The sequence below is a fragment of the Henriciella pelagia genome, assembly GCF_002088945.1.
Classification (GTDB): domain Bacteria; phylum Pseudomonadota; class Alphaproteobacteria; order Caulobacterales; family Hyphomonadaceae; genus Henriciella; species Henriciella pelagia.
The window spans coordinates 117,287-142,545 of sequence record NZ_NCSU01000006.1 but is presented as its reverse complement, the minus strand read 5'-3'; the positions used below and the strand labels follow the sequence as shown (position 1 = coordinate 142,545).

Annotated in this window: 23 protein-coding genes; 8 read left to right on the top strand and 15 right to left on the bottom strand. The window is 60.6% G+C overall.

What is annotated here, in order from left to right; all coding sequences use genetic code 11:
• Positions 1-28: 28 nt before the first annotated feature.
• The 11 genes from B8746_RS01850 to B8746_RS01805 form a co-directional block, all read right to left on the bottom strand.
• Positions 29-688 (bottom strand): O-methyltransferase, encoded by a 660-nt coding sequence (locus B8746_RS01850; RefSeq protein WP_084391528.1) that lies wholly within the window; start codon positions 686-688, stop codon positions 29-31.
• A 12-nt stretch (positions 689-700) separates the two neighbouring features.
• A complete protein-coding gene (locus tag B8746_RS01845) occupies positions 701-1,696 on the bottom strand; it encodes a cell wall hydrolase (RefSeq protein ID WP_084391527.1) in 996 nt (331 codons plus the stop codon).
• Between the two features lie 365 nt (positions 1,697-2,061).
• Complete coding sequence (gene ppdK, locus B8746_RS01840; protein WP_084391526.1) at positions 2,062-4,755, bottom strand: pyruvate, phosphate dikinase; 2,694 nt, start codon at positions 4,753-4,755, stop codon at positions 2,062-2,064.
• Positions 4,748-5,155, bottom strand: coding sequence for a hypothetical protein (locus B8746_RS01835; RefSeq protein ID WP_084391525.1), 408 nt, complete (start codon positions 5,153-5,155; stop codon positions 4,748-4,750). Before B8746_RS01835 ends, ppdK begins: the two co-directional genes overlap by 8 nt.
• Before the next feature lie 18 nt (positions 5,156-5,173).
• Positions 5,174-7,696 (bottom strand): glycine--tRNA ligase subunit beta, encoded by a 2,523-nt coding sequence (gene glyS / locus B8746_RS01830; RefSeq protein WP_084391524.1) that lies wholly within the window; start codon positions 7,694-7,696, stop codon positions 5,174-5,176.
• Positions 7,697-7,744: 48 nt separating this feature from the next.
• Positions 7,745-8,269 carry a hypothetical protein gene (locus B8746_RS01825; protein WP_143434500.1) on the bottom strand — a complete coding sequence of 175 codons (525 nt, stop codon included), beginning with the start codon at positions 8,267-8,269 and terminating at the stop codon, positions 7,745-7,747.
• Positions 8,262-8,735 (bottom strand): hypothetical protein, encoded by a 474-nt coding sequence (locus B8746_RS01820; protein ID WP_084391522.1) that lies wholly within the window; start codon positions 8,733-8,735, stop codon positions 8,262-8,264. Before B8746_RS01820 ends, B8746_RS01825 begins: the two co-directional genes overlap by 8 nt.
• On the bottom strand, positions 8,735-9,634 hold the full coding sequence (locus tag B8746_RS01815) for a glycine--tRNA ligase subunit alpha (RefSeq protein WP_084391521.1): 900 nt from the start codon (positions 9,632-9,634) through the stop codon (positions 8,735-8,737). The genes B8746_RS01820 and B8746_RS01815 overlap by 1 nt, the downstream gene beginning before the upstream one ends.
• Positions 9,635-9,718: 84 nt before the next feature.
• Positions 9,719-9,862 (bottom strand): hypothetical protein, encoded by a 144-nt coding sequence (locus tag B8746_RS17045; RefSeq protein ID WP_158084509.1) that lies wholly within the window; start codon positions 9,860-9,862, stop codon positions 9,719-9,721.
• Positions 9,863-10,054: 192 nt separating this feature from the next.
• Positions 10,055-10,798: a tRNA1(Val) (adenine(37)-N6)-methyltransferase gene (locus tag B8746_RS01810; RefSeq protein WP_084391520.1), complete on the bottom strand. Its 744-nt coding sequence runs from the start codon at positions 10,796-10,798 to the stop codon at positions 10,055-10,057.
• On the bottom strand, positions 10,791-11,000 hold the full coding sequence (locus B8746_RS01805) for a putative signal transducing protein (protein ID WP_084391519.1): 210 nt from the start codon (positions 10,998-11,000) through the stop codon (positions 10,791-10,793). Before B8746_RS01805 ends, B8746_RS01810 begins: the two co-directional genes overlap by 8 nt.
• 102 nt (positions 11,001-11,102) lie before the next feature.
• Here B8746_RS01805 and B8746_RS01800 point away from each other — a divergent pair, with 102 nt between their 5' ends.
• From B8746_RS01800 to B8746_RS01780, 5 genes are all read left to right on the top strand, one after another.
• A complete protein-coding gene (locus tag B8746_RS01800; protein WP_084391518.1) occupies positions 11,103-12,116 on the top strand; it encodes a polyprenyl synthetase family protein in 1,014 nt (337 codons plus the stop codon).
• Between the two features lie 130 nt (positions 12,117-12,246).
• Complete coding sequence (locus tag B8746_RS01795) at positions 12,247-14,196, top strand: tetratricopeptide repeat protein (protein WP_084391517.1); 1,950 nt, start codon at positions 12,247-12,249, stop codon at positions 14,194-14,196.
• Between the two features lie 84 nt (positions 14,197-14,280).
• Positions 14,281-16,017, top strand: a complete 1,737-nt coding sequence (locus B8746_RS01790) for a tetratricopeptide repeat protein (RefSeq protein ID WP_084391516.1) — start codon at positions 14,281-14,283, stop codon at positions 16,015-16,017.
• Positions 16,017-16,886: a 4-(cytidine 5'-diphospho)-2-C-methyl-D-erythritol kinase gene (locus B8746_RS01785; RefSeq protein WP_158084508.1), complete on the top strand. Its 870-nt coding sequence runs from the start codon at positions 16,017-16,019 to the stop codon at positions 16,884-16,886. The genes B8746_RS01790 and B8746_RS01785 overlap by 1 nt, the downstream gene beginning before the upstream one ends.
• Complete coding sequence (locus B8746_RS01780; RefSeq protein ID WP_158084507.1) at positions 16,883-17,938, top strand: glycosyltransferase family 4 protein; 1,056 nt, start codon at positions 16,883-16,885, stop codon at positions 17,936-17,938. The genes B8746_RS01785 and B8746_RS01780 overlap by 4 nt, the downstream gene beginning before the upstream one ends.
• On the opposite strand, the gene B8746_RS01775 is transcribed toward B8746_RS01780, so the two are convergent.
• Both B8746_RS01775 and B8746_RS01770 read right to left on the bottom strand, forming a co-directional pair.
• A complete protein-coding gene (locus B8746_RS01775; protein WP_084391513.1) occupies positions 17,834-18,445 on the bottom strand; it encodes a hypothetical protein in 612 nt (203 codons plus the stop codon). The genes B8746_RS01780 and B8746_RS01775 overlap by 105 nt on opposite strands.
• Before the next feature lie 33 nt (positions 18,446-18,478).
• Positions 18,479-20,167 carry an electron transfer flavoprotein-ubiquinone oxidoreductase gene (locus tag B8746_RS01770; protein WP_084391512.1) on the bottom strand — a complete coding sequence of 563 codons (1,689 nt, stop codon included), beginning with the start codon at positions 20,165-20,167 and terminating at the stop codon, positions 18,479-18,481.
• Between the two features lie 96 nt (positions 20,168-20,263).
• On the opposite strand from B8746_RS01770, the gene B8746_RS01765 reads away from it, so the two are divergent.
• The gene (locus B8746_RS01765) at positions 20,264-21,058 is read left to right on the top strand and encodes a uracil-DNA glycosylase (protein ID WP_084391511.1); all 795 of its coding nucleotides are present in this window, start codon (positions 20,264-20,266) and stop codon (positions 21,056-21,058) included.
• Positions 21,059-22,482: 1,424 nt separating this feature from the next.
• Here B8746_RS01765 and B8746_RS01755 read toward each other — a convergent pair.
• Complete coding sequence (locus tag B8746_RS01755; RefSeq protein ID WP_084391509.1) at positions 22,483-22,959, bottom strand: hemerythrin domain-containing protein; 477 nt, start codon at positions 22,957-22,959, stop codon at positions 22,483-22,485.
• A 113-nt stretch (positions 22,960-23,072) separates the two neighbouring features.
• Between B8746_RS01755 and B8746_RS01750 the strand changes: the two genes are divergently transcribed.
• Positions 23,073-23,756 carry a TIGR04283 family arsenosugar biosynthesis glycosyltransferase gene (locus B8746_RS01750; RefSeq protein ID WP_084391508.1) on the top strand — a complete coding sequence of 228 codons (684 nt, stop codon included), beginning with the start codon at positions 23,073-23,075 and terminating at the stop codon, positions 23,754-23,756.
• A 100-nt stretch (positions 23,757-23,856) separates the two neighbouring features.
• Positions 23,857-24,621, top strand: a complete 765-nt coding sequence (locus B8746_RS01745) for a hypothetical protein (protein ID WP_084391507.1) — start codon at positions 23,857-23,859, stop codon at positions 24,619-24,621.
• A 68-nt stretch (positions 24,622-24,689) separates the two neighbouring features.
• Here the strand turns inward: B8746_RS01745 and B8746_RS01740 are convergent, their stop codons facing one another.
• The gene (locus tag B8746_RS01740; RefSeq protein WP_084391506.1) at positions 24,690-25,253 is read right to left on the bottom strand and encodes a hypothetical protein; all 564 of its coding nucleotides are present in this window, start codon (positions 25,251-25,253) and stop codon (positions 24,690-24,692) included.
• Between the last annotated feature and the right edge of the window lie 6 nt (positions 25,254-25,259).

Genomic DNA, 25,259 nt, shown 5'->3' with positions numbered 1-25,259 from the left:
CCTGCGGCCGACGCAGGACTCCGTACCGTCAGTCCTTCACCCGGGCCACAGCGAGGCCGTCATGGCCCTTTATGCCGACCTGCTGGAGCACGATGGCCTCAAGCTGCGGATGGCTGGCAAGCGCCTGGTTGAAGGCGGCCGCGCCAATGGCATTCGCGTCGACGGATGATGGCTTCAGCACCGCCCCTTCCCGCACGACATTGTCGGCCACGATCAGTCCGCCCGGACGGGTCAGCCTGACCGCCTGCTTCAGATAGGCAGGATAGCCATCCTTGTTGGCATCGAGAAAAACCATGTCGAAGGCCGGCTGGAGACCGCTGAGCACGTCGAGCGCCTTGCCTTCGATCACCTCACAGTGATCGGCAAGACCGGCATCCTGCAGCGTTTCGCGAGCAACTTTGACATGCGCCGGTTCGAGTTCCACCGTTATCAGCTTGCCGTCCTTGGGAAGCGCACGGCCGAGCCAGACCGTCGAATAGCCGCCGAGCGTGCCGACTTCGAGGACCCGCCTGGCGCCGATCATCTTTGCGAGGAGGTAGATCAGCTTGCCCTGTCCGGGCGACACCTGGATTTCCGGCAGTCCGGCAGCGGTCGCGCGCGTGATGGCGCGTTCCAGCACAGGATCATCTTCGACGAACAGGCTGTTTATATAAGTGTCGACTGCCTCAAACAGACTATCTTCACTCATACAAATCGATCCTTATGGCGCGGGGCTGAGGACGCTCAATGACTTGGCGTTGAGATCTTCAGTGCTCGATTCGCCCGTGATTGTCATGATGGACGAGTCGCCCCCCTCAATGCCGCTTGCTTCACGGTCGAAGCGGGCCTGCTGGGCAGCTCGGGCACTTGCCCACTCTGCTCCCCGCGGGAAGCGGTAAAAGATGTGCGTGCCGATCTTCGAGGTCTTGATCAGGCCGGAATTCCAGACCGGATTGACGTAGGTCGCGTGATAGTGCGTTGCGCCAGCCGTGCGCTTTTCATCCAGGTTGAGATAGATGTGGGCCGCAATGGCCTTGGCAGCTTCCCATTTCGATCCGCGCGGCTTGCGCTCCAGCGCACCGTCACAGGTGAAAGTGAACTGACAGCCCGTCGTGCGCGTGGCGCCCTGATAGACCACATCGCACGCCGTGTTCGGATAGCGGTGATCCTTGACGCGGTTCATGATGACTTCAGCGACAGCAAGCTGGCCGGCGGTCGATTCGCTGCGGGCCTCATAATAGACGGCTTCGGCGAGACACTTCATCTGGCGGCTCATATCCTCGGCCTTGTCGAGGTGAACCGGGTCGAAGCTCTTCATGCCGGCGAGAACGGCGGAGTCACGCTCCAGCCCGCCATAACGGCTGAGCGCCTGTTCAGGATTACGCTCCAGCGAGAATTCGACATTGCGCAGCCATTCATGGCGCATCAGTTCTGGAGCCTTCGGATCTGCGCGGACCGCTTCGCCGGCATCCTGCACGGCTGCAAAGCGTTCTGTCTGGGCGCGATACTCGGCCTCGGCCTGCTTCTGCACATTGATCGAGGAAATCATCGGCAGGGCGACAACCAGGCCAGCCGCAAAGGTTGAGACGAGCGCTGAGCGCGTCACGAAGGTCCGCTGCTCGGCATCGCTCTTGGCCAGCCACCAGCGGCCAATTTTGCCGCGGAGGGAGGTATCCGCGAAAATTCGCGGGCTCTGTTTTGCCGTTCTGAGTGACATCACCTGTCCCCTCTGATTGCCGGTTTAAGCCATCCAAGCAGTAATCAGGCCAAACCGGCCCTGCTGCCCATTCCCTGATGTTTCCGGCTTTTCGTTTGGACTAAATATTGAACTCGAGCGGCACATAGCAATCAAATCGCTGCTTCGCTGACTTACATTTCTGTGAGCCTCGGAACCCATGCGCACCGGCCTGCGTTTTACCGCTCAGGACTGAGGGCAAAAAGTCCTGCCATTTCAACACCTCACGGGGCATAGTTAACACCCACCTCGTTTCGGCATCGAAACGCAGTGTTGCTGAAATACAACGGTTCCATCGGTCAGGAAGCCGGGTCTGAGGTGCCCAATCGGGCAGAATCTGACCCGTTTCAGGCCTCGTTTTGCTGCAACGCAGCATGTGCCGCTGCGAGTCTGGCGATGGGCACCCGGTAAGGCGAGCAGGACACATAATCCAGTCCCAGATGGTGACAGAAGATCACCGATGCCGGGTCACCGCCATGTTCGCCGCAAATGCCGAGCTTGATCTCGGGCCGGGTCTTGCGACCACGCTCCGCTGCGATCTTCACCAGCTCGCCGACGCCATCCTGGTCCAGTGTCACGAACGGGTCCTTCTCATAGATGCCCTGCTCCTCATAGGATTTGAGGAAGCGGGCCGCGTCATCGCGCGAAATGCCGAGCGTTGTCTGCGTGAGGTCGTTCGTACCGAATGAGAAGAAGGCTGCCGATTCTGCAATCTGGCCAGCCTGCAGGGCTGCGCGCGGCAGCTCGATCATGGTGCCGACGAGGTATTCCAGCGTCGTGCCGGTCTCCTCAAAGACTGCCTTGGCCGTCGCGTCGATCCGCTCCTTCAGGATATCGATCTCCTTGCGGGTTGCCGCGAGCGGGATCATCACTTCAGGGACGGGGCTATATCCGGTTTCCCTGGCAATCTGCACCGCCGCCTCAAAGATGGCGCGGGCCTGCATCTCGTAGATTTCCGGATAGGTGATCCCGAGGCGGCAGCCACGATGGCCGAGCATCGGATTGCTCTCGTGCAGATCGTCGGCCTGACGCTTCAGGACGGCAACATCGACACCGGCAGACGCGGCGACTTCCGCCATTTCAGCTTCTGAATGCGGCAGGAATTCGTGCAGCGGCGGGTCAAGCAGGCGGATGGTGCAGGGGCGGTCTTCCATGATGCGGAAGATTTCCGCGAAGTCTGCACGCTGCATCGGTAGCAGTTTCGAAAGCGCCGCCTCACGGCCCTTCTTGTCGCCGGCGAGGATCATCGAACGCACGACCGGGATGCGGTCAGCGTCAAAGAACATATGTTCGGTACGGCAGAGGCCGATGCCTTCCGCGCCGAACTGCTTGGCAGTTTCGACATCATGCGGGGTCTCGGCATTGGTGCGCACTTTCAGTTTGCGGGCGCGGTCTGCCCACTCCATCAGCTTGCCGAAATCACCCGAAAGGTCCGGCTTCACCATATCGATCGCGCCGAGAAGGACTTCGCCTTCCGCGCCATCAATGGTGACGAGATCGCCCTTCTTGAACTCACGGCCGCCGGAGCGGAAAATGCCGTTTGCCGGATCGATCTGCAGGCCGCCGGCACCGCAGACGCAAGGCCGGCCCATGCCGCGAGCGACCACAGCCGCATGCGAGGTCATGCCGCCGCGCGAGGTGACGATGGCGCGGGCTGCATGCATGCCGTGAATGTCTTCCGGGCTGGTTTCGACGCGCATCAGGATGACGTCTTCACCCTTTTCTGCGAGCGCCGCTGCTTCATCGGAATCAAAGACGACCTTGCCGACAGCCGCGCCAGGGCTGGCCGGCAGGCCTTTCACGATCACGTCGCGTTTCGCATCTGGGGCAATGGTCGGGTGCAGCAGCTGGTCGAGCTGGTTTGGCATCAGGCGAAGCACGGCCTCTTCCTCACTGATCAGGCCTTCCTGTGCCATGTCGACAGCGATCTTGAGGGCGGCGGCAGCGGTGCGTTTGCCGCTGCGCGTCTGCAGCATGTAGAGCTTGTTGTCCTCGACCGTAAACTCGATGTCCTGCATGTCGCGATAGTGGCTTTCGAGCTTGTTCGCGACAGCGACCAGTTCCTCATAGACGGCCGGCATGGCCTCTTCGAGCGGGGCTTCGTCGGATGACAGCGCATCGGCGCGTGAGCGTGAGATCGGCGCTGGCGTGCGGATGCCGGCCACAACGTCCTCGCCCTGCGCATTGATCAGAAACTCGCCATAGAAGGTCTTCTCGCCAGTCGACGGGTCACGCGTGAAGGCAACACCGGTTGCCGAGGTGTCGCCCATATTGCCGAACACCATGGACTGGACGTTGACCGCCGTGCCCCAGGCGGCCGGGATGTCGTTGAGCTTGCGATAGAGGATCGCGCGGTCATTCATCCAGGAGCCGAACACGGCGCCGATCGCGCCCCAGAGCTGTTCCTTCGGATCGTCCGGGAATGGCTTGCCGAGCTGTTTCTCGACGGCCGCCTTGTACTGGGAGATGATCTCTTTCCAGTCATCGGCCGTCATTTCGGTGTCGAGGCTGTAATCCTGGCGCTCTTTATAGTCGTCGAGGATGTGTTCGAACGTGTCGTGCTTCAGGCCGAGGACGACATTGCAGTACATCTGGATGAAGCGGCGATACGAATCATAGGCGAACCGCTCGCCAGCCTTCTGGGCGAGGCCCTTCACCGTCACTTCGGAGAGGCCAAGATTGAGAACCGTGTCCATCATGCCCGGCATGGAGGCGCGGGCCCCTGACCGCACGGAGACGAGCAGCGGGTTTTCCGGATCACCGAACACCTTGCCGGTTTCGGCTTCGACGGCCTTCAGCGCGGCATCGACCTGCGCTTCCAGACCGGCCGGGTATTTTTCGCCAAGATCGTAATAGGCGGTACAGACAGCTGTTGTGAGTGTGAAGCCCGGAGGGACCGGAAGACCGAGGCGCGCCATTTCGGCGAGGTTGGCGCCCTTGCCGCCGAGGAGATTCTTCATCGTGGTGTCGCCATCGGCCGTGCCACCACCGAAGGAATAGACCCATTGATCCCTGGTCATCGTTTCAGCACTGTCAGCCATGATTTGTATTCTCCAGACTCAATTTCTCTTGGGCGAGGCTTTCGGCCAGTCGCGCAGCGTCGTTTGTTAGGCGATAGCGCCCGGGTTCGAAAGACACCAGAAGTTTCAGTTGCGGCAAACGGACCCCCAGCTCTGTCCGGTCGTCCAGGCATGCAGGTTTCAAGCCAAATTCTTCCGTGATTTCCGGGTCCAGCGGGCGATTCTGAATAGCCTTCAGCATGAAATCATTCGTTCCGAAACGCCGATGCAAGGCAAGCACGAAGGCGCGGTCACGATCAGACACTTCCGAAGGTGCCGGTCCGTGCGCGTCAAATATGTCCCGTGCCTGCTTCGAAGGCATCTTGGCTAGGCTCCACATCCACAAGGCCAGAAGGCCGAACAGGAGCGGGATGATCAGCATGTGTCCCCTCCCGCAATATTATGCCGCCAGTTTGGAAAAATCCGCGACGCGTTGCAAAGCGTCACGAATGGAATTCAGAATCAATAGGCGGTTTTGCCTCAGTTCTGGTTTCTCGGCATTCACCTGAATATGTTCGAAGAAGGCATCGACGGGCGCACGCAGGGCCGCGAGCGCCGCCATGGCCCTCTCAAAGTCCTCGGCCTTCAGGGCCGCATCGGCCTCTGCCGAAGATGCTTCGATGGCAGCGTACAGGGCCTTCTCCTCGTCCTGTTCGAACAGTGATGTGTCGGGCGTGCCTGCAAATTCTGCGCCGTCTTTTTTCTCTTCCGCCCTGAGAATGTTGACCGCGCGTTTGTAGCCCGCCTGAAGGTTTGCGCCGTCTTCGGTCTCAAGGAACGCGCCGAGCGCCTCGACCCGCTTTACGATGAGGACGAGATCATCCTCGCCAAGCGCAAAGACCGCATCAATAAGGTCATAACGCGCGCCGGCGTCGCGGAGGTATTGTTTGAGGCGGTCAGCGAAGAAGGCGAGGAGGTCAGTTCTTTGAACCTCTGTTCTCCCTGCCAAATTTAATTGGGCTCCCTCATTATCCTCAAGAAAGTACTTCTTAGGTTCACCTGGGTGATTTCGGTGTATAAAAGCCCATGCTTCATCTGGGTGATTTGCAGCAGATATATCTATCGGCAACTGACGGACGTAATCATAGTTTTGAGGGACGTCAGAAAGATGCACTGCTTTAGCAAGTTCCATTACGTCAAACTGACCGTTCTCATTCGACAAGAAATCATGGACAAGTTTGAACTTAAACTCGTGTCTTCTGATGAGGTGCTCGACATCAGAAAGCGCCGTTTCGGACGACCTCGATGAAATATAGTCAGCAAAAGGAATCGATATCAGGATGTTGAATGTCTTCAAGATATCATCCTGAAGATTCAGCCGAACCTCATTCTCCAGAATGATCCGCACGACGCCCAGTGCCGCGCGGCGCAGCGCGAACGGGTCTTTCGATCCGGTGGGTTTTTCGTCGATGGCCCAGAAGCCGACCAGTGTGTCGAGCTTGTCGGCGAGGGCGACGGCGATGCTGACAGGCTCTGTCGGCACCTCGTCTGACGGGCCTTGCGGCTTGTAGTGCATCGCGATGGCGTCGGCGATGGCGCGCACGCTGGCTTCATCAAGCCTGTCCACAAATCCCGTCATCCCGGAAAGCTCGTCAGAGCTTGTCCGGGCCCCAGACTCTTCTGCTGCTGACTGGGTCCCGGATCGCTTTGCGTCCGGTATGACGCCGGCGCGTTTACCGGCTTCCAGCGCATAATACCGGCCCATCACGCCCTGAAGTTCAGGGAATTCGAACACCATTTCGGAGACGAGGTCCGCCTTGGCCAGCCTGGCGGCTTTTTCCGCAAGGTCCGGATCCGCGCCGACTTTCGGGGCGAGTTCGCGCGCGAGGGCTGCGACGCGCTCCACCTTGTCGGCAATGGTGCCCAGCTCTTTCTTGAAGTCGATCGTCGAGAGTTTCCCGGCCATCTTTTCGAGCGGCGTATTGCGGTCATTGTCCCAGAAGAAGCGCGCATCATCGAGACGCGCCGACAGCACCTTGCGATTGCCCGCCGCGATGGCCTTGCCGCCATCCTTTGCTTCGATATTGGCCACCACAACGAAATGAGGCGCGAGATTTCCGGTTTTCGGGTCGCGCACGGCGAAATATTTCTGGTGCGTGCGCATGGAGAGCTGGATGACCTCGCCCGGCAGGTCGAGGAAAGCAGGGTCCATGTCGCCAAGGATGACCACCGGCCATTCAGCAAGACCGGTCACTTCTTCGAGCAGGCCCTTGTCTTCGACCAGTTCCAGGCCAGCCTCGGCGCAGACCTTGTGGGCCTGTTCCTCAATCAGCAGGCGGCGGTCTTCGCGCGACAGCACGACAGAGCCTTCCTGCTGCAGCTTTGTGCGGTACTCGTCCAGGGACGAGACAGTGAACGGACCGCGCCCCTGGACGCGGTGGCCTTCGGTTTCATTGCCGGATTTGAGGCCATCAATCTCGAACTCGACGGTCTTGCCGTTGAAAACGCAGACAATTCTCTGGAGCGGGCGCACCCAGCGCAGCTCTCCGCGTCCCCAGCGCATGGATTTCGGCCAGTGGAATCCGCGCACGATCTGCGGCACGAGTTCTGCAATGATGTCTTCCAGCGGACGACCCGGAATTTCGCGCACGGCGACGTAGAAGTCGCCCTTTTTCGGGTCGCTCCGCACTTCGGCCTGATCGATCGAGGTAAGGCCTGCCCCGCGCAGGAAGCCCTGCACTGCCTGTTCCGGCGCGCCGACCTTTGGGCCTTTTTTCTCTTCGCTGACATCAGCCGATTTCTCTGGCAGACCGTCAATTGCAATGGCGAGGCGGCGCGGGCCGGACAGGGCCGTCACTTCACCGAACTCAACGCCGGCTTCGGTCAGGCCCCTGGTCAGCGCGTCGCGCAGATCGCTTTCGGCCTTTGCCTGCATGCGTGCCGGAATCTCTTCCGAAAAGAGTTCGAGGAGAAGTTCAGCCATGACGTGGAAATCGTCCTGTGTTTCGTGTCCGCGTGATGCCGCAGGCGGTCAGACGCCGCAACTGCCTTTTACGCCCATTTTCTCAGTTTCGACCGGTTCGATGATGGCCATCGTGCCTTCATAGTCGGTATGTTCGACACCGCCATCGACCGGTTTCAGTTGCAGTTCGACCAGAATGCCGCGGTCCTCGGACCGGTATCGCCAGGTCTCGACCCCTTCGGCGTCCTCGGTCTTTCTCTCTTCACTGAAGGCCAGCACCTCGTCATTGATCCTGATTCGCGCCGGCGGGGCCTCGCCTTCGGCTTCGCTCAGGAAGACGAAGCGCCAGGTGTCCGGGTCGTCATAGACGAACTCATGGGCAGCCTGCATCAGCGTGCAATAGGCGGCTGTGTCCGGCTCATGCATCATGCCGATGGCGAGCGCCTGCGGGTCTGTCTCTGCGACATCCTCAGCCGGCGGGGCCGGATCGTCGATGCTGGTATTGTATTGCGGCGCCCCGGCAGGTTCGCTCGCCCGCTCGGCGCAGGCGGAGACCATGACCCCGGCCAGCAATGCGAAGATATATCTATTCATGGGCGTCTCCGGCATAGGCACAGCGGCCTTCAAATTTCACCGCATCCCCCTCGACCGGGAAGATTGAGCGCACGGATCCGGTATAGGAGACAGCCTCTTCGGACTCGCCCGCCTCCAGCAGGATCACTTCCAGCTCGACGCTCTCATCATCCGTCACATAGCGGCGCGTTTCGATGCCCGCGCCAAAGCCGGCCTCCACTTCGGTGAGCCGGGTGGTCTCGCCATCGAGCCTGGCATAGCCGTGATAGACGCTCTCGCCCATGCTGGTGACGAAGACATAGCCGCCTTCGGGTGCGCCGCCTTCTGCCGTGAAGGTGCAGAATGGGTCTTCGACGGGCAGTTCCATGTCCGCGCCGATGACCGGGGCCGGAACGGTCGTCGATGGCGCGGTCTCGCCGTCCGAAGCGGGGTCGCCGCCACAGGCGGTGAGCGCCAGCAGAACCACAAACGGGAACGCGCGAAGCATCAGGCCGCCCGCTCCTCTTCCTGCTTGGCCCAGAGCTCTGCGGCGCCGCGGGCAAGATCGCGGACGCGGGCGATGAAGGCCTGGCGCTCTGTCGGCGAAATCGCGCCGCGCGCATCGATCAGATTGAAGACGTGGGAGGCTTTCAGCGCATAGTCATAGGCTGGCAGCGGCTTTCCGGCTTCGCGCAGGGCCTTTGATTGGCTCTCGCAACCGGTGAACCAGGTCTGCAGCATCTCAACATCGGCGAGTTCGAAGTTGAAGGCCGATTGTTCGCGCTCATTCTGCAGGAAGACGTCGCCATAGGAGAGCGGCACGGCAGAGGCCGGGTCGTTGAACGGCAGATCGTAGACATTGTCGACGCCGAACACATACATGGCGAGGCGTTCGAGGCCGTAGGTCAGCTCGCCCGAGACCGGGAACACGTCGAGGCCGCCGACCTGCTGGAAATAAGTGTACTGGCTGACTTCCATCCCGTCGCACCAGACTTCCCAGCCGAGGCCCCAGGCGCCGACGGTCGGGTTCTCCCAGTCATCTTCGACGAAGCGGATATCGTGCACCATCGGGTCGATACCGATCTCGTAAAGCGAGTTGAGATAAAGGTCCTGTAGGTTTGCCGGGTTCGGCTTCAGGATGACTTGATACTGGTAGTAATGGCCGAGCCGGTTCGGATTCTCGCCATAGCGGCCATCGGCCGGGCGGCGGGACGGCTGCACATAGGCGGCGCGCCAGTCCTTGGGCCCGAGGGCGCGGAGGACCGTCGCCGGATGCAACGTGCCGGCGCCCACTTCCATGTCATAAGGCTGCAGGATCGCGCAGCCCTGCGCGGCCCAATAGGCCTGCAGGCGCAGGATCAGGTCCTGAAAGGAAGCGGGTTTTTCACGGGCGGTCGGGGCTGACATGGCAGGCCTTGAATCGAGAGCTGAAGTTCAGCGCAACCGCCTACCGCCAGACGGGCGATTTCGCAACTGCGGGGGTGTCACGCCCTAATCGATCGAATGCTCATGGTCGGCGCTGTCTGCGCGTTTCTTGCGGAAGACGGCGGCGTAGAATTTCGGGTGGGCGAGCGCACCCATGGCGAGGCCGGCGAGGCTGCCGACAATCATCAGCATGGTGAACAGGTTCTGCATGGCTCCCTCTCCTCTGTTGCCATCCTACGCCTCATCCCGAGCAAAGTCGAAGGATGAGTGGATTCTGGAGCCTTGCAGATTGATCCGACGACGCCTGCGAAGGCAGGCGTCCATGGAGAAACGTTCAGGCGTCAACACTCGTTGAAAGTACACATTATGGATACCTGCCTTCGCAGGTATCGGCGGATGTATTCAGCCCCAGTCCAGACCCGCGTCGGATCGCGCGATGCGCTCGAGCAGCTCGGTACGGTCCCCGCCTTTCGATTTGTAGATGTCGATGCCGGAGAGGAGCCGCATCTCACCGGAGCGGAGCCCCTTGCGCGCACGCACGATGACACGCTTGGCGTCTGCGCCGGGGTGCGAGCGCACGGGCATCACCTCGATCTGGCCGGTGCGCCGCTCGATCAAGGCGAGGATGCGCGCAAGCTCGCAGGCGCGGTGAATCATCACGAACCGCCCGCGCGGCTTGAGGCTGTGCAGCATGCCCCAGATCCAGTCTTTCAGGGGGACGCTTTCCAGATAGGCCTCATGCTTGCGTTCGCCGGGCTGGGTGATCGAGCCGGTGCGGAAATAGGGTGGATTGGAAAAGACGAGATCGAAGCGGTTTTCCCAGTCATGCGGGATGTTGCCGACATTCTGCTCCTGCACCTGAACGCGCCCTGCAAGGTCATTTTCCGCGATCCCCTGACGGGCAAGATCGAGCATGAGAGGGTCAAGCTCCAGTCCGGTAAAGCTTACATCCTTCAGTCGCCACGCCGCCGGAAAGAGCGCGCCCCCTGCCCCGCAGCCGAACTCGGCCGCCGTGCCCGTCATGGACGGGTCGAGCGCCGCGGCGAGCAGCACGCTGTCCGTGCCGGCCCGAAACCCCTTCTTCGGCTGCAGGACGGTGACGAGCCCGCCGAGAAAGGCATCGCGTGTGAACGCCGTCTCAGCCATCCTGGTCGAGATCTTTCAGTTCGAGCCGGGCGCGATCGGCATCATCTTCGTGGACGACGACACGGATGGGGACCATCGGCCCGCGACCGTCAATATAAGCGGTATGCTCATCAAGGATGTAGACCTCGATCCCTGCCTCGGCCATGAGATGACGAATATAGCTCAGCTTGACGGGGTCATTGGTGCGGAACACTTCTTCCATAGACATCCTTATCCTATATGCGGCCCTGTACCGCAGAGGTGGACCTGAGCCCGCCTGTTATCCATATGGGAATGTCTGAGCGACCGGAATAGGAAATCCCTCGTGAGCATATCGGCTACAGCACGTGACATCGCAAAGAACGCCACAGTCGTGGACCAGCTCCAGTCGCTGCTGGAATCGGACCTCACGGCGGTGGAGACCCTGCTGAAAGCCCGCGCGGCAAGCCCGGTCGACATTATTCCCGACCTCTCCCAGTACATCGTTACGGCCGGCGGAAAGCGCCTGCGCCCGATCATTACGCTCGCGGCTGCACATGCCGTCGGCAAGGCGAAGAGCTCCACCCATGCGCTGGCGGCGGCGGTCGAGTTCATTCACACCGCGACGCTGCTGCATGATGATGTGGTCGATGAGAGCGACCTTCGCCGCGGCAAGCCTGCGGCAAAATCGGTATGGGGCAATTCCGCCTCCATCCTGGTCGGCGATTTTCTTTTCGCGCGCGCCTTCACGCTGATGGTCGACACCGGATCGCTGGAGATTCTCGGCATCCTGTCCAATGCCTCATCCGTGATTGCAGAGGGCGAAGTTCGCCAGCTCGCGGCGCAGGGCAAGCTCGACCTGCCGACAGAAGACTATCTCGCCATCATCGAAGCCAAGACGGCAGCGCTGTTCGAGGCGGCCAGCCGCGCTGGCGCACTCTCGGGGGGCAGCAGCGAGCACGCTGACGCGCTGGCGAGCTATGGCAAGAATCTCGGCCTCGCCTTCCAGATTGTCGACGATGTCCTCGATTATGGCGGTACGACCTCGGTGATCGGCAAAGTGGTCGGCGACGATTTCCGGGAAGGCAAGGTCACTCTCCCTGTGATCATTGCGCGTCGCCGTGGCAAGACAGAAGATCACGCCTTCTGGGCGCGCGCGCTGAATGTCGAAACGCAGGAAGAAAGCGACCTTGCCCGCGCCATCCATCTCATCCGGACAACCGGTGCCGCCGAAGCGACCATTGCCGAAGCCGAAGCCTATGCGGGCCTCGCCAAGTCTGCGCTTGCGGACCTTCCGGATACGCAGTGGAAGTCACTTCTCGGTCAACTCGCCGATTTCTGCGTCAAGCGCGCACATTAATTGACGGCGAAATGCCCCGTTCTGGCAGATTTCATGTCAGACTGACGCCACACTTGTCGCGTCTTATCTTGCAGGCTGGACAGGGGCCCGCCGCGCCTGCACACTCTGAGGTGACATAGAAGGGCATTTCATGACGTCCAAAGCTTCTCTCGCTATCCTTGCTGCAGCGCTGTTCGTGTCCGGGTGTGCCAGCCAGTCGGCACCGTCGAATTTTACTGACGCCGAACGGGCCGAATTCGATGCCCGCAAGCAGGAAGTGCTCGGTGCGCTGTCTGCCTATAGCGGCGATTACGAAGTGTCGGATGCGGCAATGAAGACAGCCGTTCGCGGCGAAGATGGGCGCCCGGTGGGCCTGCTGGCCTATGAGTCGCCGGTCGACGCCGTGAAGGCTGGTGACATCGCCGCCTTTATCGCCTCCATGCAGACCAATTCGGTCCGCGACGGTACGCCGAGCCCGTTCGCAGCAGTGGTGCTGTCCATCGATGCCGCAGCGGCCGGTGACTATGATCGTGCGCTTGCGACCGTCAAGACGGCCGTGGAAAGCGATGACATGACGATCATGGGCGGCTTTCTGGAGGCCTGGTATCTTGCGCTGAATGGCCAAAGCGACGCCGCTGTCGATGCGCATCGAGCCGTGGGCGCAGCCCTGCCGGGCCTGACTGGCGACCTGTCCCTTGCCGCCATGCTGGAAGTTGTCGGGCGCGAACAGGAAGCCCTCGCAGTCTATTCCTCGATCACGCCGACAAAGATCACGGCCCCGGAGCATGAGTTTGATCCGCAGAACCTGCTCTATGGACATGTGAAGCTGGTGGTCGCGCGCCAGGCGATCCTGCTGCGCAAGCTCGGACGAATCGAAGAGGCAAAGGATCTCTACACCCGCCTCGCTGCGGCCGAACCTGAAGAGGCGGTATCCTATCAGGCTGCGCTCGAACAGCTGGAAACCGGGCGCGGTATCGACGACGAGACGATGACGGCCAGCGCCGCCTTTGCGCGGTCGCTGAGCGATTACTCGCTGGCGCTTTCCTATCAGCGGCTGATCCGCTCAGCCTTTGTCGGCGAGCGTGTGCGCGGGTTTGATGACACCAAATCGGTGTTTGACCAGCTCGCTCTCATCAATGATCCGGGCAATGAAGATCTGCGCCTCGCCATTGTCGGCGACCTCTATGACGAAACCTATTTCGACGCCGCCATCCATGTCGCAACGGCTGCGCCAGAACCAACAGCTGGCCTGAAGCTCGCCGAAGCGCAGGCCTGTCTACGTCTGGAACAGCCAGAAAAATCACATGCCGCCCTCGATGAAGCGATCAGGCTGGCCGAGGAAGATGAAGAGCTTGGCACCTATTCGAGCGCCATGCTGATCTATGCCCTGCTCGACGACAAGAAGAAGGCGACCGATCTTGCCGAGAAAACGCCCGAGCTGGCCCTGACAGATGCCGAACGCGCGAGTGCGCACGGCACAAGCTCTGCCATCTATGCCCAGTTCGGCGAGTTTGAGCAGGCCCTCGTCCACGCCAAGGCGGCGCGCAATCTCGATGATACGCATGACCGGCGCATGGCGCTCGCCAATGCGCTGGCCGAAGCCGATGAGATCGATGAGGCGCTGCGCCTGATCCGTACCGAGTCCCTGGCACGCCCGAATGATCCCTACATGCTGAATACGCTCGGCTACTTTCTCGTCGAACATACTGACAGGTATGCCGAAGCTTATCGTGTCCTCGCCCGCGCAAATGCCCTGGCACCTGCCGACCCCTATATCAGCGACAGTTTCGGATGGGCCCGCTACAAGCTGGGCGACCTCGAAGGGGCGCGGCGCTACATCGAGCAGAGCCGTAATGAGATCGCCCCCAATGTCCATTGGGAGATCGAGGATCATCTCGGCGACATCTACTGGCATCTCGGTGACAAGGACGCTGCCCGTGCCGCCTGGCGCACAGCGCTGAATGACTATCCGTCAGAGACCAAACGCGCCGAAATACAGGAAAAGCTCGACAATGGCCTGGCCGGTCCGCCACCTGAAAAACAGCCCCTGCCCAAGGTTTCACTTGGCGATGAAGGCGAAATCGGGCGTCAGGACATCTGATAGCGGTCAATGCTGATCGAAACTCAAGAAATGTGAGCGAAGAAATTGCGTTCTTCTCCGGTTTCGACCATCAACAAAACTGATATGCTCAGGGTCAGTCTCTCAGTTCTCGCGCTTGCCGGCCTGGCGGCTTGCTCCAGCGTGGACACGTCTAACGCTTCGCTAAACCAGCGACTCGCCATTGCGCGCGCGGATGCGGAAACCAATGCAATCGCAGAAGACTACAGCCAGTTTCTCGTCGCGCGGTACGCATCGCTGATCAATGACCCCGGACAGGCGGCGAGAAAATATGCGCTGGTCGCGCGGTCGAGCCCGCATGACCAGTCGATCATGGAGCGTGCTGTCTTCTCGGCGCTTCTTGCCAATAATTTTCCGCTCGCGCTTTCAATCTCGAACAAGGCGAGCGCTGAAACGCTGCAAGAAACCAGCCTGCCGCGACTGACCCTGGCGGCGCAGGCGCTGATCAGCGGACATGGCGACCGGCTCTCTAGAATTCTGGAGGGCAGTGATCCAGGCCTGTTCAACAGCCTGATCATGACCTCGCTCGAGGCCTGGGCCCTGCTCGACCAGGGCAAGCCCGGTGATGCGCAGCTGAAACTGCTCTCGGCGTCCCAGGGCGATCCCTATCTGGACACGATCGTGATGAACCTGCTCGGCCTTATGGAAACGGCGATGGGCGATGACGAAGCCGCGCTCAAAACCTTCAGCCGGATTGACAAGAATGGCGCGCTCACAGCGACGGCCGCTGACACATATGCGCGGCAGCTCGCCAGCCAGGGCGATGTGGAGAAAGCCATTGATGTGCTGGACCGGTTCAGGAGTAGCGCGGGCCATAACCCCGTCATCACACAACTGATCGAAGACCTGCAGGCCGGCGCTGTGCCCGCAGTGCACCGTCTCAGCGTGCGTGAGGGTGCCGCCCTTTCGGTCTACGTGCCCGCAGCCGCGCTCGGCGCTCAGTCGCAGAATGATCTTCCGGGCGTCTATTATTCGATTGCCCTGCGCCTTGATCCTGACCTTGACGCGGCCAAGGCCCTCTGGGCCGACGCGCTCGACCAGGCCGGTCGCAGCGAAGAGTCGATCAACATGCTGCAGACGATTCCTGTGAGCTCACCCTATTACTCCACGGCGCGGGGACAGCTGGCCTGGGCGCTGCGCCGTGACCAGCAGAATGCGAAGGCCTATGAACTGGTCCGGACGACGCTCGGTGGCGACCCCGGCCGCGACCTCAAGATACAGATGGCGGATCTCCTGCGTGCGCTTGACCGCAACGGAGAAGCGCTGACGGTCTTCGACGAGCTGATCGAAGACGACAAGGCAAGAAAATCGCCGGACTGGCGTCTCTATTTTGCGCGCGGTGCCATCCACGAAGAGATGGGGTCCTGGCCCCTGGCCGAGGCGGACCTCAAGACGGCCAAGGGGCTCAACGCAACCTCGCCGGACGTGCTGAATTATCTCGGCTATAGCTGGGTCGATCGGGGCATCAACCTCGAAGAAGGACTTGAGCTCATCCGCATGGCGCTTTCCCTGCGGCCGGGCAGCGGGGCGATCACCGACAGTCTCGGCTGGGCCTATTACAAGATTGGCCGCTATGAGGAGGCCATCTCCTATCTCGAACGCGCGGTCGAACTGGAACCAGGCCTGGCTGAGATCAATGAACATCTTGGCGATGCCTACTGGATGGCAGGCCGCAAGCTGGAAGCGCGCTATCAATGGCAGCGGACAATTTCCCTGCTGGAGGACAAGCGCGAAATCGACGTCGTGCAGCGCAAGATCCTGACAGGCCCACCCCTTGTCGGCGCGCAGGCGCACCTTCCCTGATGCTGGCCCCCGCGAAGGTCAATCTGTTCCTGCACGTTGACCGGGTGAAGCCAAACGGTCGGCACGATCTCGATTCCCTTGTCGTCTTTGCAGGCGCCGAAGCCGCAGACAGGCTGGAAGCACGCCGTGCGAGCGAATTGTCGCTGAGCCTGAAGGGCCCGTTTGCGAGTCTCGAATTGTCGTCCCCTGAAAACCTCGTCCTTCGCGCCATCTCGGCCTGCGAAGCAAAGGGCCTCACCATTCCGCCCCTTTCCTTAACCCTGCACAAATCCATTCCGGTTGCGGCCGGCCTGGGTGGCGGATCGGCAGATGCCGGCGCAATGCTTCGCACGCTCATCCAGATGGGAACGCTCACCGCTCCAGTGGCGCTAACCATTGCGCGGGGGCTTGGCGGCGATGTACCGGTCAGCCTTCGTTCGGCCACCAGCTATATGCGCGGTGAAGGCGAGCGGCTTGAACCGGCAAATGCCCTGCCTGCCCTGCCTGCCATTCTGGTCAATCCCGGCGTGCCCTGCCCGACCGGCGCTGTCTTCAACGCCTATGACAAGGCCGGCGGCGGAGACGGCTTCAGGCTGACGGACATGCCGGATTTCGATACTGTCGAAAGCATCTCGGCATTTCTCTCCGGTGAAACCCGCAATGACCTTGAAGCGGCTGCGATCAATCTCGTCCCGACCATTGGCGCGGTCCTTGAGCGGCTGCGCGCCCTTCCCGGCAACCGGCTTGCGCGCATGTCCGGTTCAGGCGCGTCATGCTTTGCGCTTTTCTCAAGCCTGCGCGAGGCAAAGGCGGCAGAAAAAGCCCTGCAGGCCAGCCAGCCGCACTGGTGGGTGAAGGCGACTCTGCTCAATGGCCATGCGCAGACATGACCATTCTCGTTTCCATCGCACTCGTCGGGCTCAGCTTCTTCGCCTCCTATATCCTCTGCGAGGCCACAAAGCGGACAGGCGTCGTCGATGCGCCGGATGGCCAGCGTAAACTCCAGGATCGGCCCATACCCAGGCTGGGCGGTGTTGGCATCCTGGCAGCGGTGGCACTGGTGATGCTGGTCGCGGGGGCGGTCCACACCCTGTCACCACTCTGGCTGGGGGGGGACTGGCTGCCGGGCCGCGTTCCTGACGTCTGGTTCGCGCTCGGCCTTACCTTCCTGTTCGGCGCTGTCGGCGCGGCGGACGATGTTTTCGACCTTAATCCGGTTGTGAAGCTCGCCCTCCTCCTTGCGCTTTGTGTTGCTGCCCCACTCCTCGGCATAGCTGCGACGGAGCTTGCCTCGCCATTTGGAACAGTGACGCTGCCAGCCATCCTGATTGCCGGATCGGCCACCTGGCTTCTCGTTTTCATCAACGCTTCGAACTTCATGGATGGCAGCAATGGGCTGTCACTTGGATCGCTCGCCTTCATGCTGGCGGGCCTCGGCCTCAGCCTGATGCTGTCCGGGCGGGGCGGGTTTCCGATGGGCCTCGCCTGTATCATTGCAACTATTGGCGGTTTCCTGATCCACAATCTGCGCGGTGAGCTCTATGCCGGCGACGCAGGCGCTTTCGGGGTTGGAGCGATCTTCGCCACATTCGGTCTTATCTCGGGCCTGCCGGTTTGGACCATTGCAACACTCGCCCTGCCCTTACTGATCGACGTGCTGCTGACGCTTGTGTCCCGCACCCACAGGGGCCAGCCCCTCTTCACGGCGCACCGCGATCATGCCTACCAGTCGCTGATCAAGGCGGGCTGGAGCCATATCGAAGTGGCGATGGTGTGGTGGGGCCTGAGCGCCGCATGCGGGATCGCCGCAGCCGTCGGCGCGGTTGGCGGCGGCGCGCTACCCTTTATCCTGTTCTGGGTTTTTGCCGCCCTCTTCACCAGTGGCTGGCTGTTCATTCACCGACAGGCGGGACAAGAGGTCCCTGGCCAGGCTGACCGGTAGGAGGAGCGGCGGCGCCCACGGCCTGTAGGACCAGGCGAGCCAGGCGCCAAAGGCGACAAAGCCGAGACTGAAGAGAAGCGCGAAGCCGACTTTCGCGTCGCGGACTGCGTCGAAAGCAATACTGGCCAGCACGATCAGGCCAAACACAGCCGCGACCGCGCCTATGATGAACATGGCCCAGCGAATGGCACCGCCGGCACCAATCGTTACCTGCAGGCCTGGCTTGCGCTCGGCGAGATCCGTCAGCACCGCGGCGCAAAGGGCGCGAAACTGCCGGTTGCTGTCATCGCCCGCCGGCATGTTGCAGGAGACGCGGTGCACCCGCCCGGGCACGGTGAGCTCGAACCACTCCGAATGGGTGTGCTTCACGCTCATCTCGGCATAGCGCAGCGCGGTGACGCGCTCCAGGGAACAGAACGGTTCGCCATTGTGCGTCACCAGACCACTGTCCAGAGTCCAGTTATCACGTCCCCGCATCAGGGCCGGCTTGAATTCAAAGGTCTGCATTGCCTCTCCCCGCCAGCGGGCGAAGCGGCCTGCCTACATGTTCGGATAGGCCGGACCGCCGCCACCTTCCGGCGTGACCCAGTTGATGTTCTGGTTCGGATCCTTGATGTCGCACGTCTTGCAGTGAATGCAGTTCTGCGAGTTGATCTGGAAGCGGGGCTCCTTGCCGTCTTCCTCGACCCACTCATAGACACCGGCCGGGCAATAGCGCTCGGACGGGCCCGCGAACACGTCATGTTCGGACTTCAGCTGCAGCTCCGTATCCTTCACGATCAGGTGGACCGGCTGGTCCTCTGCATGGTTGGTGTTGGTGAAGGAGACATTGGTCAGCTTGTCGAAGCTGAGCTTGCCGTCGGGTTTCGGATACTCGATCTTCGCGCAATCCTTGGCCGGTTTCAGATAGGCATAGTCCGGCTTCTTGTGCTTCAGCGTCGGCAGGTAGCCGAAACCGAAGAGATAGCGCAGCCACATGTCCGGCATGCCGAGCACGGCACCGACCATGGTTCCGAAGCGGCTCATCAGAGGCTTCACGTTGCGCACACGGCCAAGGTCGGTTTTGACCCAGCTGTTTTCATAGGCCTCTTCATAGGCACCCAGCGTATCGCTCTGGCGGCCATCCTTGATTGCGGCCACCGCAGCCTCGGCGGCGAGCATGCCGGTCTTCATGGCATTGTGCGTGCCCTTGATGCGCGGCAGGTTCACGAAACCGGCCGAGCAGCCAATGAGAGCGCCGCCCGGGAAGGCAAGTTTCGGCACGGACTGAACACCACCCGAAGTGATCGCCCGGGCTCCATAGGCGACGCGCTTGCCGCCCTCGAGAAATTTCCTGATCTCGTCATGGTGCTTGTAGCGCTGGAACTCCTGGTACGGAGACAGCCACGGGTTCTTGTAGTTCAGGTGAACCACATAGCCGACGGAGACGTAATTCTCGCCGCCTTCGGAGAAGTGGTAGAGAAAGCCGCCGCCATTGCCGTCCTTGTCCTTCACCGGCCAGCCGAATGTGTGCTGGACATAGCCCGCCTCGAAATTCGGGTGATCGGCAGGAACGGACCAGACTTCCTTCAGGCCGATGCCGTATTTCTGCGGGTCGCTATCGGCTTCCAGGTCATACTTGACCTTGAGCTGCTTGGTCAGCGAGCCGCGCGCACCTTCTGCGAAGAGGACGTATTTGCCGAGAAGCTCCATGCCTGGCTCGAATTCGGACTTTTTCGATCCGTCAGCCGCAAGGCCCATCACGCCAGCGATCACGCCTTTGACTTCACCGCCGTCGCCATAGACGATCTCAGAGGCGGCAAAGCCGGGAAACACGTTGATGCCGAGATTTTCGGCTTCTTCGCCCAGCCAGCGGCAGACATTTGCAAGCGAGCCGATGAAGCAGCCGTGATTGTGCATGAAGGGTGGGAAGCCAAAGGTTGGCATGCCCATCGAACCGTTCGGACCAAGAAGCTTGTACTTGTCCTTGGTGACTTCTGTGTAGATCGGCTTGTTGTCACGTGTGCGCCAGTCGGGAATGAGCTCGTCGAGCGCCTTCGGGTCGAGCACCAGGCCGGAGAGAATATGAGCGCCGATTTCGCCGCCCTTTTCCAGCACGACGACTTCCAGTTCGTCACCGGCTTCATTGGCCAGTTGCTTGGCGCGAATGGCAGCGGCAAGACCGGCAGGGCCTCCGCCGACGATCACCAGATCGAACTCCATTGATTCGCGTTCTACGGCTTCACTCATCTAAAAACTCCCAGCTGTGGCGGCGCGTGACAGCCTGCCCTATACATGTTCCGCACCCGGTCTACATTCGATTTAACTGAATTCCAAAGGGTCTCAATGTCCCAGCCTGCATCTTCCCTTGCGTTAAAAGCCCTCCAGGAGTGGTGGGGCGATATGGGCGTGGAGGTGGACGAGGTCGAAATGCGGGCGCTGAAGAAGGCAGCCGAATCGCGCACGGTGGCTGCTCCTGCGGATGATGAAGCGCCGAAACCGCGACGGCTGAAGCGCGCCAAGACACATGAAGACTGGGTCAATGATGCGAGACAACTGGCCAGAAAGGCCGACAGCCTCGACGCGCTGAAAGCGGCCATAGAGGGCTTTGACGGCTGCATCCTGAAAGAGGCGGCGCGCAATACGGTCTGCTTTGACGGTGTTCAGGGCGCGCCCGTCATGGTGATCGGTGAGGGCCCGGGTGCAGAAGAGGATGTGAAAGGCCTGCCATTCGTGGGCCGCGCCGGACAATTGCTCGACAAGATGCTGGCGGCGATCAACCTGTCGCGGACCGAGAACACCTTCATCACCAATGTGAATTACTGGCGGCCTCCTGGGAACAGGAACCCGTCTGATGAAGAGCTGGAGCTGTGCCGGCCCTTTGTGGACCGGATGGTGGAGCTTGGCGCACCGAAGCTGGTCATCGTTGCCGGCGGCGTGGCCGCAAAATCACTGCTCCAGACGCGCGACGGCATCATGAAGCTACGCGGCACCGAACAGGTGCTGAAAACGCCAAGCGGTTTTGAAGCGCCGATGTTCCCGATGTTCCACCCGGCCTTCCTGCTGCGCCGCCCGGAGGAAAAGAGCCGGGCCTGGCGGGACCTGTTGCAGATTCAGGCCAAGCTCGAATCACTTGCCTGATCCTTATGCCGTCGCCTTCGCAGAAATAGTCACGCTTCTATATCCCTTTTCACGAAGGTGACTAAGAAATGTCCGGAGATCATCCGCTGTCACACCTGGTAATCCTGAACCAGCTCGAACTGCGAGGCGCTTCGCTCATTCCCCCGATTCAGAAGTAGGGGGTATGAACTTGCGCAGGATTTGGAGTCCTCAGGTCGTCGAGCGGCTGCTCGCTCAGCAAACTGGTCCGCGGACTGTGGGGTAATCGGCACAAACACTTCAACGTCGCCGGCAGATGATTTAAAGGTTACTGGCCCGCCAACCGTGAACTCAGTGAAGTCGCTGGCGGTCCCACGATATGGCCTTCCATTGATCAGCGGGAGCCTTGGGCTGCTGGGCGTCCTCCACAAAGCGCTGGAGGGCCGAGAAGAAGACGGGCTGGGACTGATCTAGTCGTCCATTCTGTCCAGTATCTCCTGCGCCATCTCTTCGGTCAGGCCGGGTAAGTGGTTCACGGGACCGGATGCGCGCGATGAAGGCGTCTGTGTCTGGCGTTCCAGCGTCGCTCCCTCCCGGAGCGTCTGGGGCCGTGCCTGACGGGATGACGCCTCTTGACCTGTGGATGGTTGCCCCGTCTCGGAGGATATAGAACTGACCTTCATCCGTTTCATGATACTCGTATCCTTCGGCTGCGGCACGCGACAGCATTCCGCGATAAAGGTGGAGGTGGCCAAGCCTCTCGGCCTCTCGTAAATCTTCATCAGTGTAGGGCGGGCCGGAATATAAGAATGGGCAGGCCGCGACATGTTTTCAATGTCATGCTCAAGGGTCGCGGCCAGAAGGACGGGTAGCCGCTGGGCATCCTCAACGCTGAGCTGGCCAGTACCCGGAGCGTAAATATCCCCGCCCCGATCTCGATCCCTGAGACGTCTGAGCGGCGTCCATTCGACTTCCGGCATCCCCAGTTCATTCGGAACAATCGAAACCACGACCGCAAAATCTTCTGTAAGCCGGAACCCGTATTGGCGAGAGGAGGCGGGCTCGCCGGGCACGGTGTCGGTTTCGACATGACGGTCAAACCACTCCCGGCGATGCGTAGCTCATTCCTCCGATTCAGAAGAAGGGGGTATGAACTTGCGCAGGGTTTGGAGTCCTCAGGTCGTCGAGCGGCTGCTCGCTCAGCAAACTGGTCCGCGGCCTGTGGGGTATTCGTCACAAGGTTACTGGCCCGCCAACCGTGAACTCAGTGAAGTCACTATTTTCCACACTTCAGGCTTGAAGCGCTAGCTCCGCCGCAAAAATCCACAAAAAAGCCCGGTGCGCTGAGGAGGGGGAGGTAACGCACCGGGCTTCTGATGGGGGCGGCAAAGGAGGGGGAACTTTGCTCGCCCTGGACTTAAGACGGTCTGGCGGATGTGCAGTCCGGCTCCACGTCCTAACTCAATCTACTCTTCAAGCTTTTCCTCGGCTTTTTCTTCAACAAGCTCGAGTTCAGCTTCCTTACGTTTCTCAAACGCCGAACCGATCTTTCCGGTTCCATCCTTGCCGATATTTTCTTGGGCGACGGGGAAGATGTCTTCTTCTTCCTCGTCAATATGGTGCTCGTAGCGGTCACGCATTTCCTTGAACTTGGCGAGCCAGGCGGGGCTGGAAAACTCGATTTCGTTCAATTCCTCGATCATGTCGTCAATCTCCTTGTGCTCGGCAACGGAGTGACGACCTTCAGGCTGTCCGTCTTCAGTCGAGATCAGTTTCGAATAGAAGGTCTCCTCCTCGGCAGCGGCATGGGCGCTGACATCGTGGAAGAACTTGTCCCACAGCTCGCGGCGCTCTTCTGAATCGCCGCTCGTGTCCGCAATCGACGCCAGGAGCTGGCGGTGGCGGTCGTGATCCTGCTTGAGGGTTTCGTAGATAGTGGACATGTTCGGCGTACTCCTGAAAAGTTGTTACGCTTCCAGAACGCCGAGATGGCGAGCGCGTTCCCGACAGTTTCGCGCACCTCGACGCCCGCTACATTTGCTTTATGAGCGATCCAATGCCTGCCCCGGTCTCAATCATAATTCCGACCCTGAATGCCGCCTCGGACCTGCCGCTTTGTCTTGATGCGCTGATGCCTGGCCTTGAGGCCGGCCTGATCCGCGAGCTCATCGTATCGGATGGCGGCTCTGAAGATGCGACGCCCGCGATCGCCGAGGGCAGCGGCGCGGCGTTCATCAGGGGCGAAAAAGGTCGCGCAAAACAGCTTATCGCGGGCGCTGAAATAGCGCGCGGCGACTGGCTGTTCTTCCTGCACGCAGACACCGCACTCTCTCGAGATTGGCCCGAGCGCGTCCTGGATCATCTGTCGGAGCGACCAGACAAGGCAGCTGTCCTTACCCTGGCCTACCGGTCAGACCATCCGATGGCGAAGCGCATCGCTGCGAGAGCCAACCGCCGGGCCAGATGGCTCGGCCTGCCCTATGGCGACCAGGGCCTGCTCCTGCCACGGGCACTCTATGATGAAGTCGGCGGCTATGAAGACCTGCCACTGATGGAGGATGTGCGCATCGTCCAGAAAATCGGCAAGTCGCGGATATCGATCCTGTCGGCGGAAGCGAGAACGTCGGCCGCCAAATATGAGCGCGACGGCTGGCGCAAGCGCAGCTGGCACAATGCAATGCTGATTTCTCGCTACCTGCTCGGTGCGAGCCCGCAGAAGCTGGCAGCAAAATATCGCTAGGACGCAGTTGCGGGATTTCCTTTGTCAGTGTTTTCGTCACGTCATGAAATAGTGCTAGTCTGTTTCAACCTGCCGCTGCGAAGGATGACGAGGACAAAGCTTGAAGACAATCGCGACAATCCTTGCAGTGTGCGGCGTGTCCGTGTGTCTGTCGACTGGCCTTGCATTCACGTCGCTCGCGGACTCGCCCCGGCAAGACCCATCGACATCTGACAAGATGCCCGAAGCGGTGGTGACCCCACGAGATGATGGAGGCATTATTGCAGATGTCTCACCTGAGGCTGCTGCAGAATTGAAAGCCGCACTGCGAAAGCCGAAGGAAACAGCTTCGCCTGGGCGTCAAAACGGCCTGCCCGCGACCGAACCTGAAGTGTTCGATTATAATAGGGAAATTGACCGAGCGAAGCAGAACGGCACTCCCCAGGATGTCCGCATTCTCACCCTCTGCCGCGACACGCCAACGGGCGGCAAGATCCTCACGCCTGAATACCTGGAGGACAGGATATTGTCGCTCTGCAAGGTCCGAGACTTTGACGTGGAAAGCACGGATACGCTCTGGCGGCCTGAAATTTCGCGCTCTACACCTCCGCCCGGTGCAGGATCGCATGGGGTTTCTGCCAAGGTGGCGGCCTGTCGTGCAGAAACCCGAAAGCACGTCATCACCTGCGCCAAGGTTACCGACTATCAGAATTGCGAACCCTGGGGATGCCCCGAAATTGTCGAATGCGATAAACGGCTGACCAGATGCGACGATCACGGTGCGCCTTATGATCGCTCCGGAACCTTCTATTGCGACACCCGAAACTGGCGTACGCGCGATTTCGATCTTAACGCCCTGCTCGAACGGACCTGTCCGTCAGATTGAAACTTGCGAGATTGGCCCGCTCCTTCCGAGTGGCAGCACGTGTGTGTGTGACGCCGGGGCAGATATCCCTAGAACTCGTTTGCCCGCTCAACCCACCATGCATCCTTCGCGATATCTTTGCCGTGCATGGTGAGGACGAGGCCCTTCATCTGCGTCAGGGAAACAGGCGCGCAGGACGTGATCTTGCCGACTTCGACAGTCCCGCCCTCTGCTTCAAACTGGCTGAGCATGTCTTCATCAGCGTCTTCGCAGTCGAGTGGGGCAATCTCCAGCGTCGCGCCCCGGTCATTTGGCGTGCTGAAGCGCCGGGCCAGACCGTAGGTAAAGCCGGTCTCTTCGTCTTCGGTCAGTTCTGCTTCGGCAAGGAAAACCTGCTTGCCGGCCGACTGCGTCAGGGGTGTGAACCGCAATGTGATTGTGTCGGCGGGGTCGTCAGGCGACTGAGCGAAATAGCCATCCGCCTGGCGCTTGAGGTCAAGACACGGATCCTCGTCCCGCAGGCAGACCACCATGTCGCCATCCATAGGAAGCACCGCCTGGCCCGCATCAATGAGCGACGTCTCCGTCAGGAAACAGGCCGACACAGAAACCAGTGCAAGCGGCAGAATGCAGAATTGCCTGATTTTTTTCATGATCTA

Coding starts and splice junctions, on each gene's coding strand:
- B8746_RS01815 (WP_084391521.1), bottom strand. CDS start 9,634: ATGTCAGCCCCGACCGCCCGTGAAAAACCCGCTTCCTTTCAGGACCTG.
- B8746_RS01820 (WP_084391522.1), bottom strand. CDS start 8,735: ATGCTTCGCGCGTTCCCGTTTGTGGTTCTGCTGGCGCTCACCGCCTGT.
- B8746_RS17045 (WP_158084509.1), bottom strand. CDS start 9,862: ATGCAGAACCTGTTCACCATGCTGATGATTGTCGGCAGCCTCGCCGGC.
- B8746_RS01775 (WP_084391513.1), bottom strand. CDS start 18,445: ATGCAGACCTTTGAATTCAAGCCGGCCCTGATGCGGGGACGTGATAAC.
- glyS (WP_084391524.1), bottom strand. CDS start 7,696: ATGGCTGAACTTCTCCTCGAACTCTTTTCGGAAGAGATTCCGGCACGC.
- B8746_RS01850 (WP_084391528.1), bottom strand. CDS start 688: ATGAGTGAAGATAGTCTGTTTGAGGCAGTCGACACTTATATAAACAGC.
- B8746_RS01750 (WP_084391508.1), top strand. CDS start 23,073: ATGCCTGCCCCGGTCTCAATCATAATTCCGACCCTGAATGCCGCCTCG.
- B8746_RS01740 (WP_084391506.1), bottom strand. CDS start 25,253: ATGAAAAAAATCAGGCAATTCTGCATTCTGCCGCTTGCACTGGTTTCT.
- B8746_RS01835 (WP_084391525.1), bottom strand. CDS start 5,155: ATGCTGATCATCCCGCTCCTGTTCGGCCTTCTGGCCTTGTGGATGTGG.
- B8746_RS01845 (WP_084391527.1), bottom strand. CDS start 1,696: ATGTCACTCAGAACGGCAAAACAGAGCCCGCGAATTTTCGCGGATACC.
- B8746_RS01770 (WP_084391512.1), bottom strand. CDS start 20,167: ATGAGTGAAGCCGTAGAACGCGAATCAATGGAGTTCGATCTGGTGATC.
- B8746_RS01795 (WP_084391517.1), top strand. CDS start 12,247: ATGACGTCCAAAGCTTCTCTCGCTATCCTTGCTGCAGCGCTGTTCGTG.
- B8746_RS01765 (WP_084391511.1), top strand. CDS start 20,264: ATGTCCCAGCCTGCATCTTCCCTTGCGTTAAAAGCCCTCCAGGAGTGG.
- B8746_RS01810 (WP_084391520.1), bottom strand. CDS start 10,798: ATGGCTGAGACGGCGTTCACACGCGATGCCTTTCTCGGCGGGCTCGTC.
- B8746_RS01825 (WP_143434500.1), bottom strand. CDS start 8,269: ATGAATAGATATATCTTCGCATTGCTGGCCGGGGTCATGGTCTCCGCC.
- B8746_RS01785 (WP_158084508.1), top strand. CDS start 16,017: ATGCTGGCCCCCGCGAAGGTCAATCTGTTCCTGCACGTTGACCGGGTG.
- ppdK (WP_084391526.1), bottom strand. CDS start 4,755: ATGGCTGACAGTGCTGAAACGATGACCAGGGATCAATGGGTCTATTCC.
- B8746_RS01780 (WP_158084507.1), top strand. CDS start 16,883: ATGACCATTCTCGTTTCCATCGCACTCGTCGGGCTCAGCTTCTTCGCC.
- B8746_RS01805 (WP_084391519.1), bottom strand. CDS start 11,000: ATGGAAGAAGTGTTCCGCACCAATGACCCCGTCAAGCTGAGCTATATT.
- B8746_RS01790 (WP_084391516.1), top strand. CDS start 14,281: ATGCTCAGGGTCAGTCTCTCAGTTCTCGCGCTTGCCGGCCTGGCGGCT.
- B8746_RS01755 (WP_084391509.1), bottom strand. CDS start 22,959: ATGTCCACTATCTACGAAACCCTCAAGCAGGATCACGACCGCCACCGC.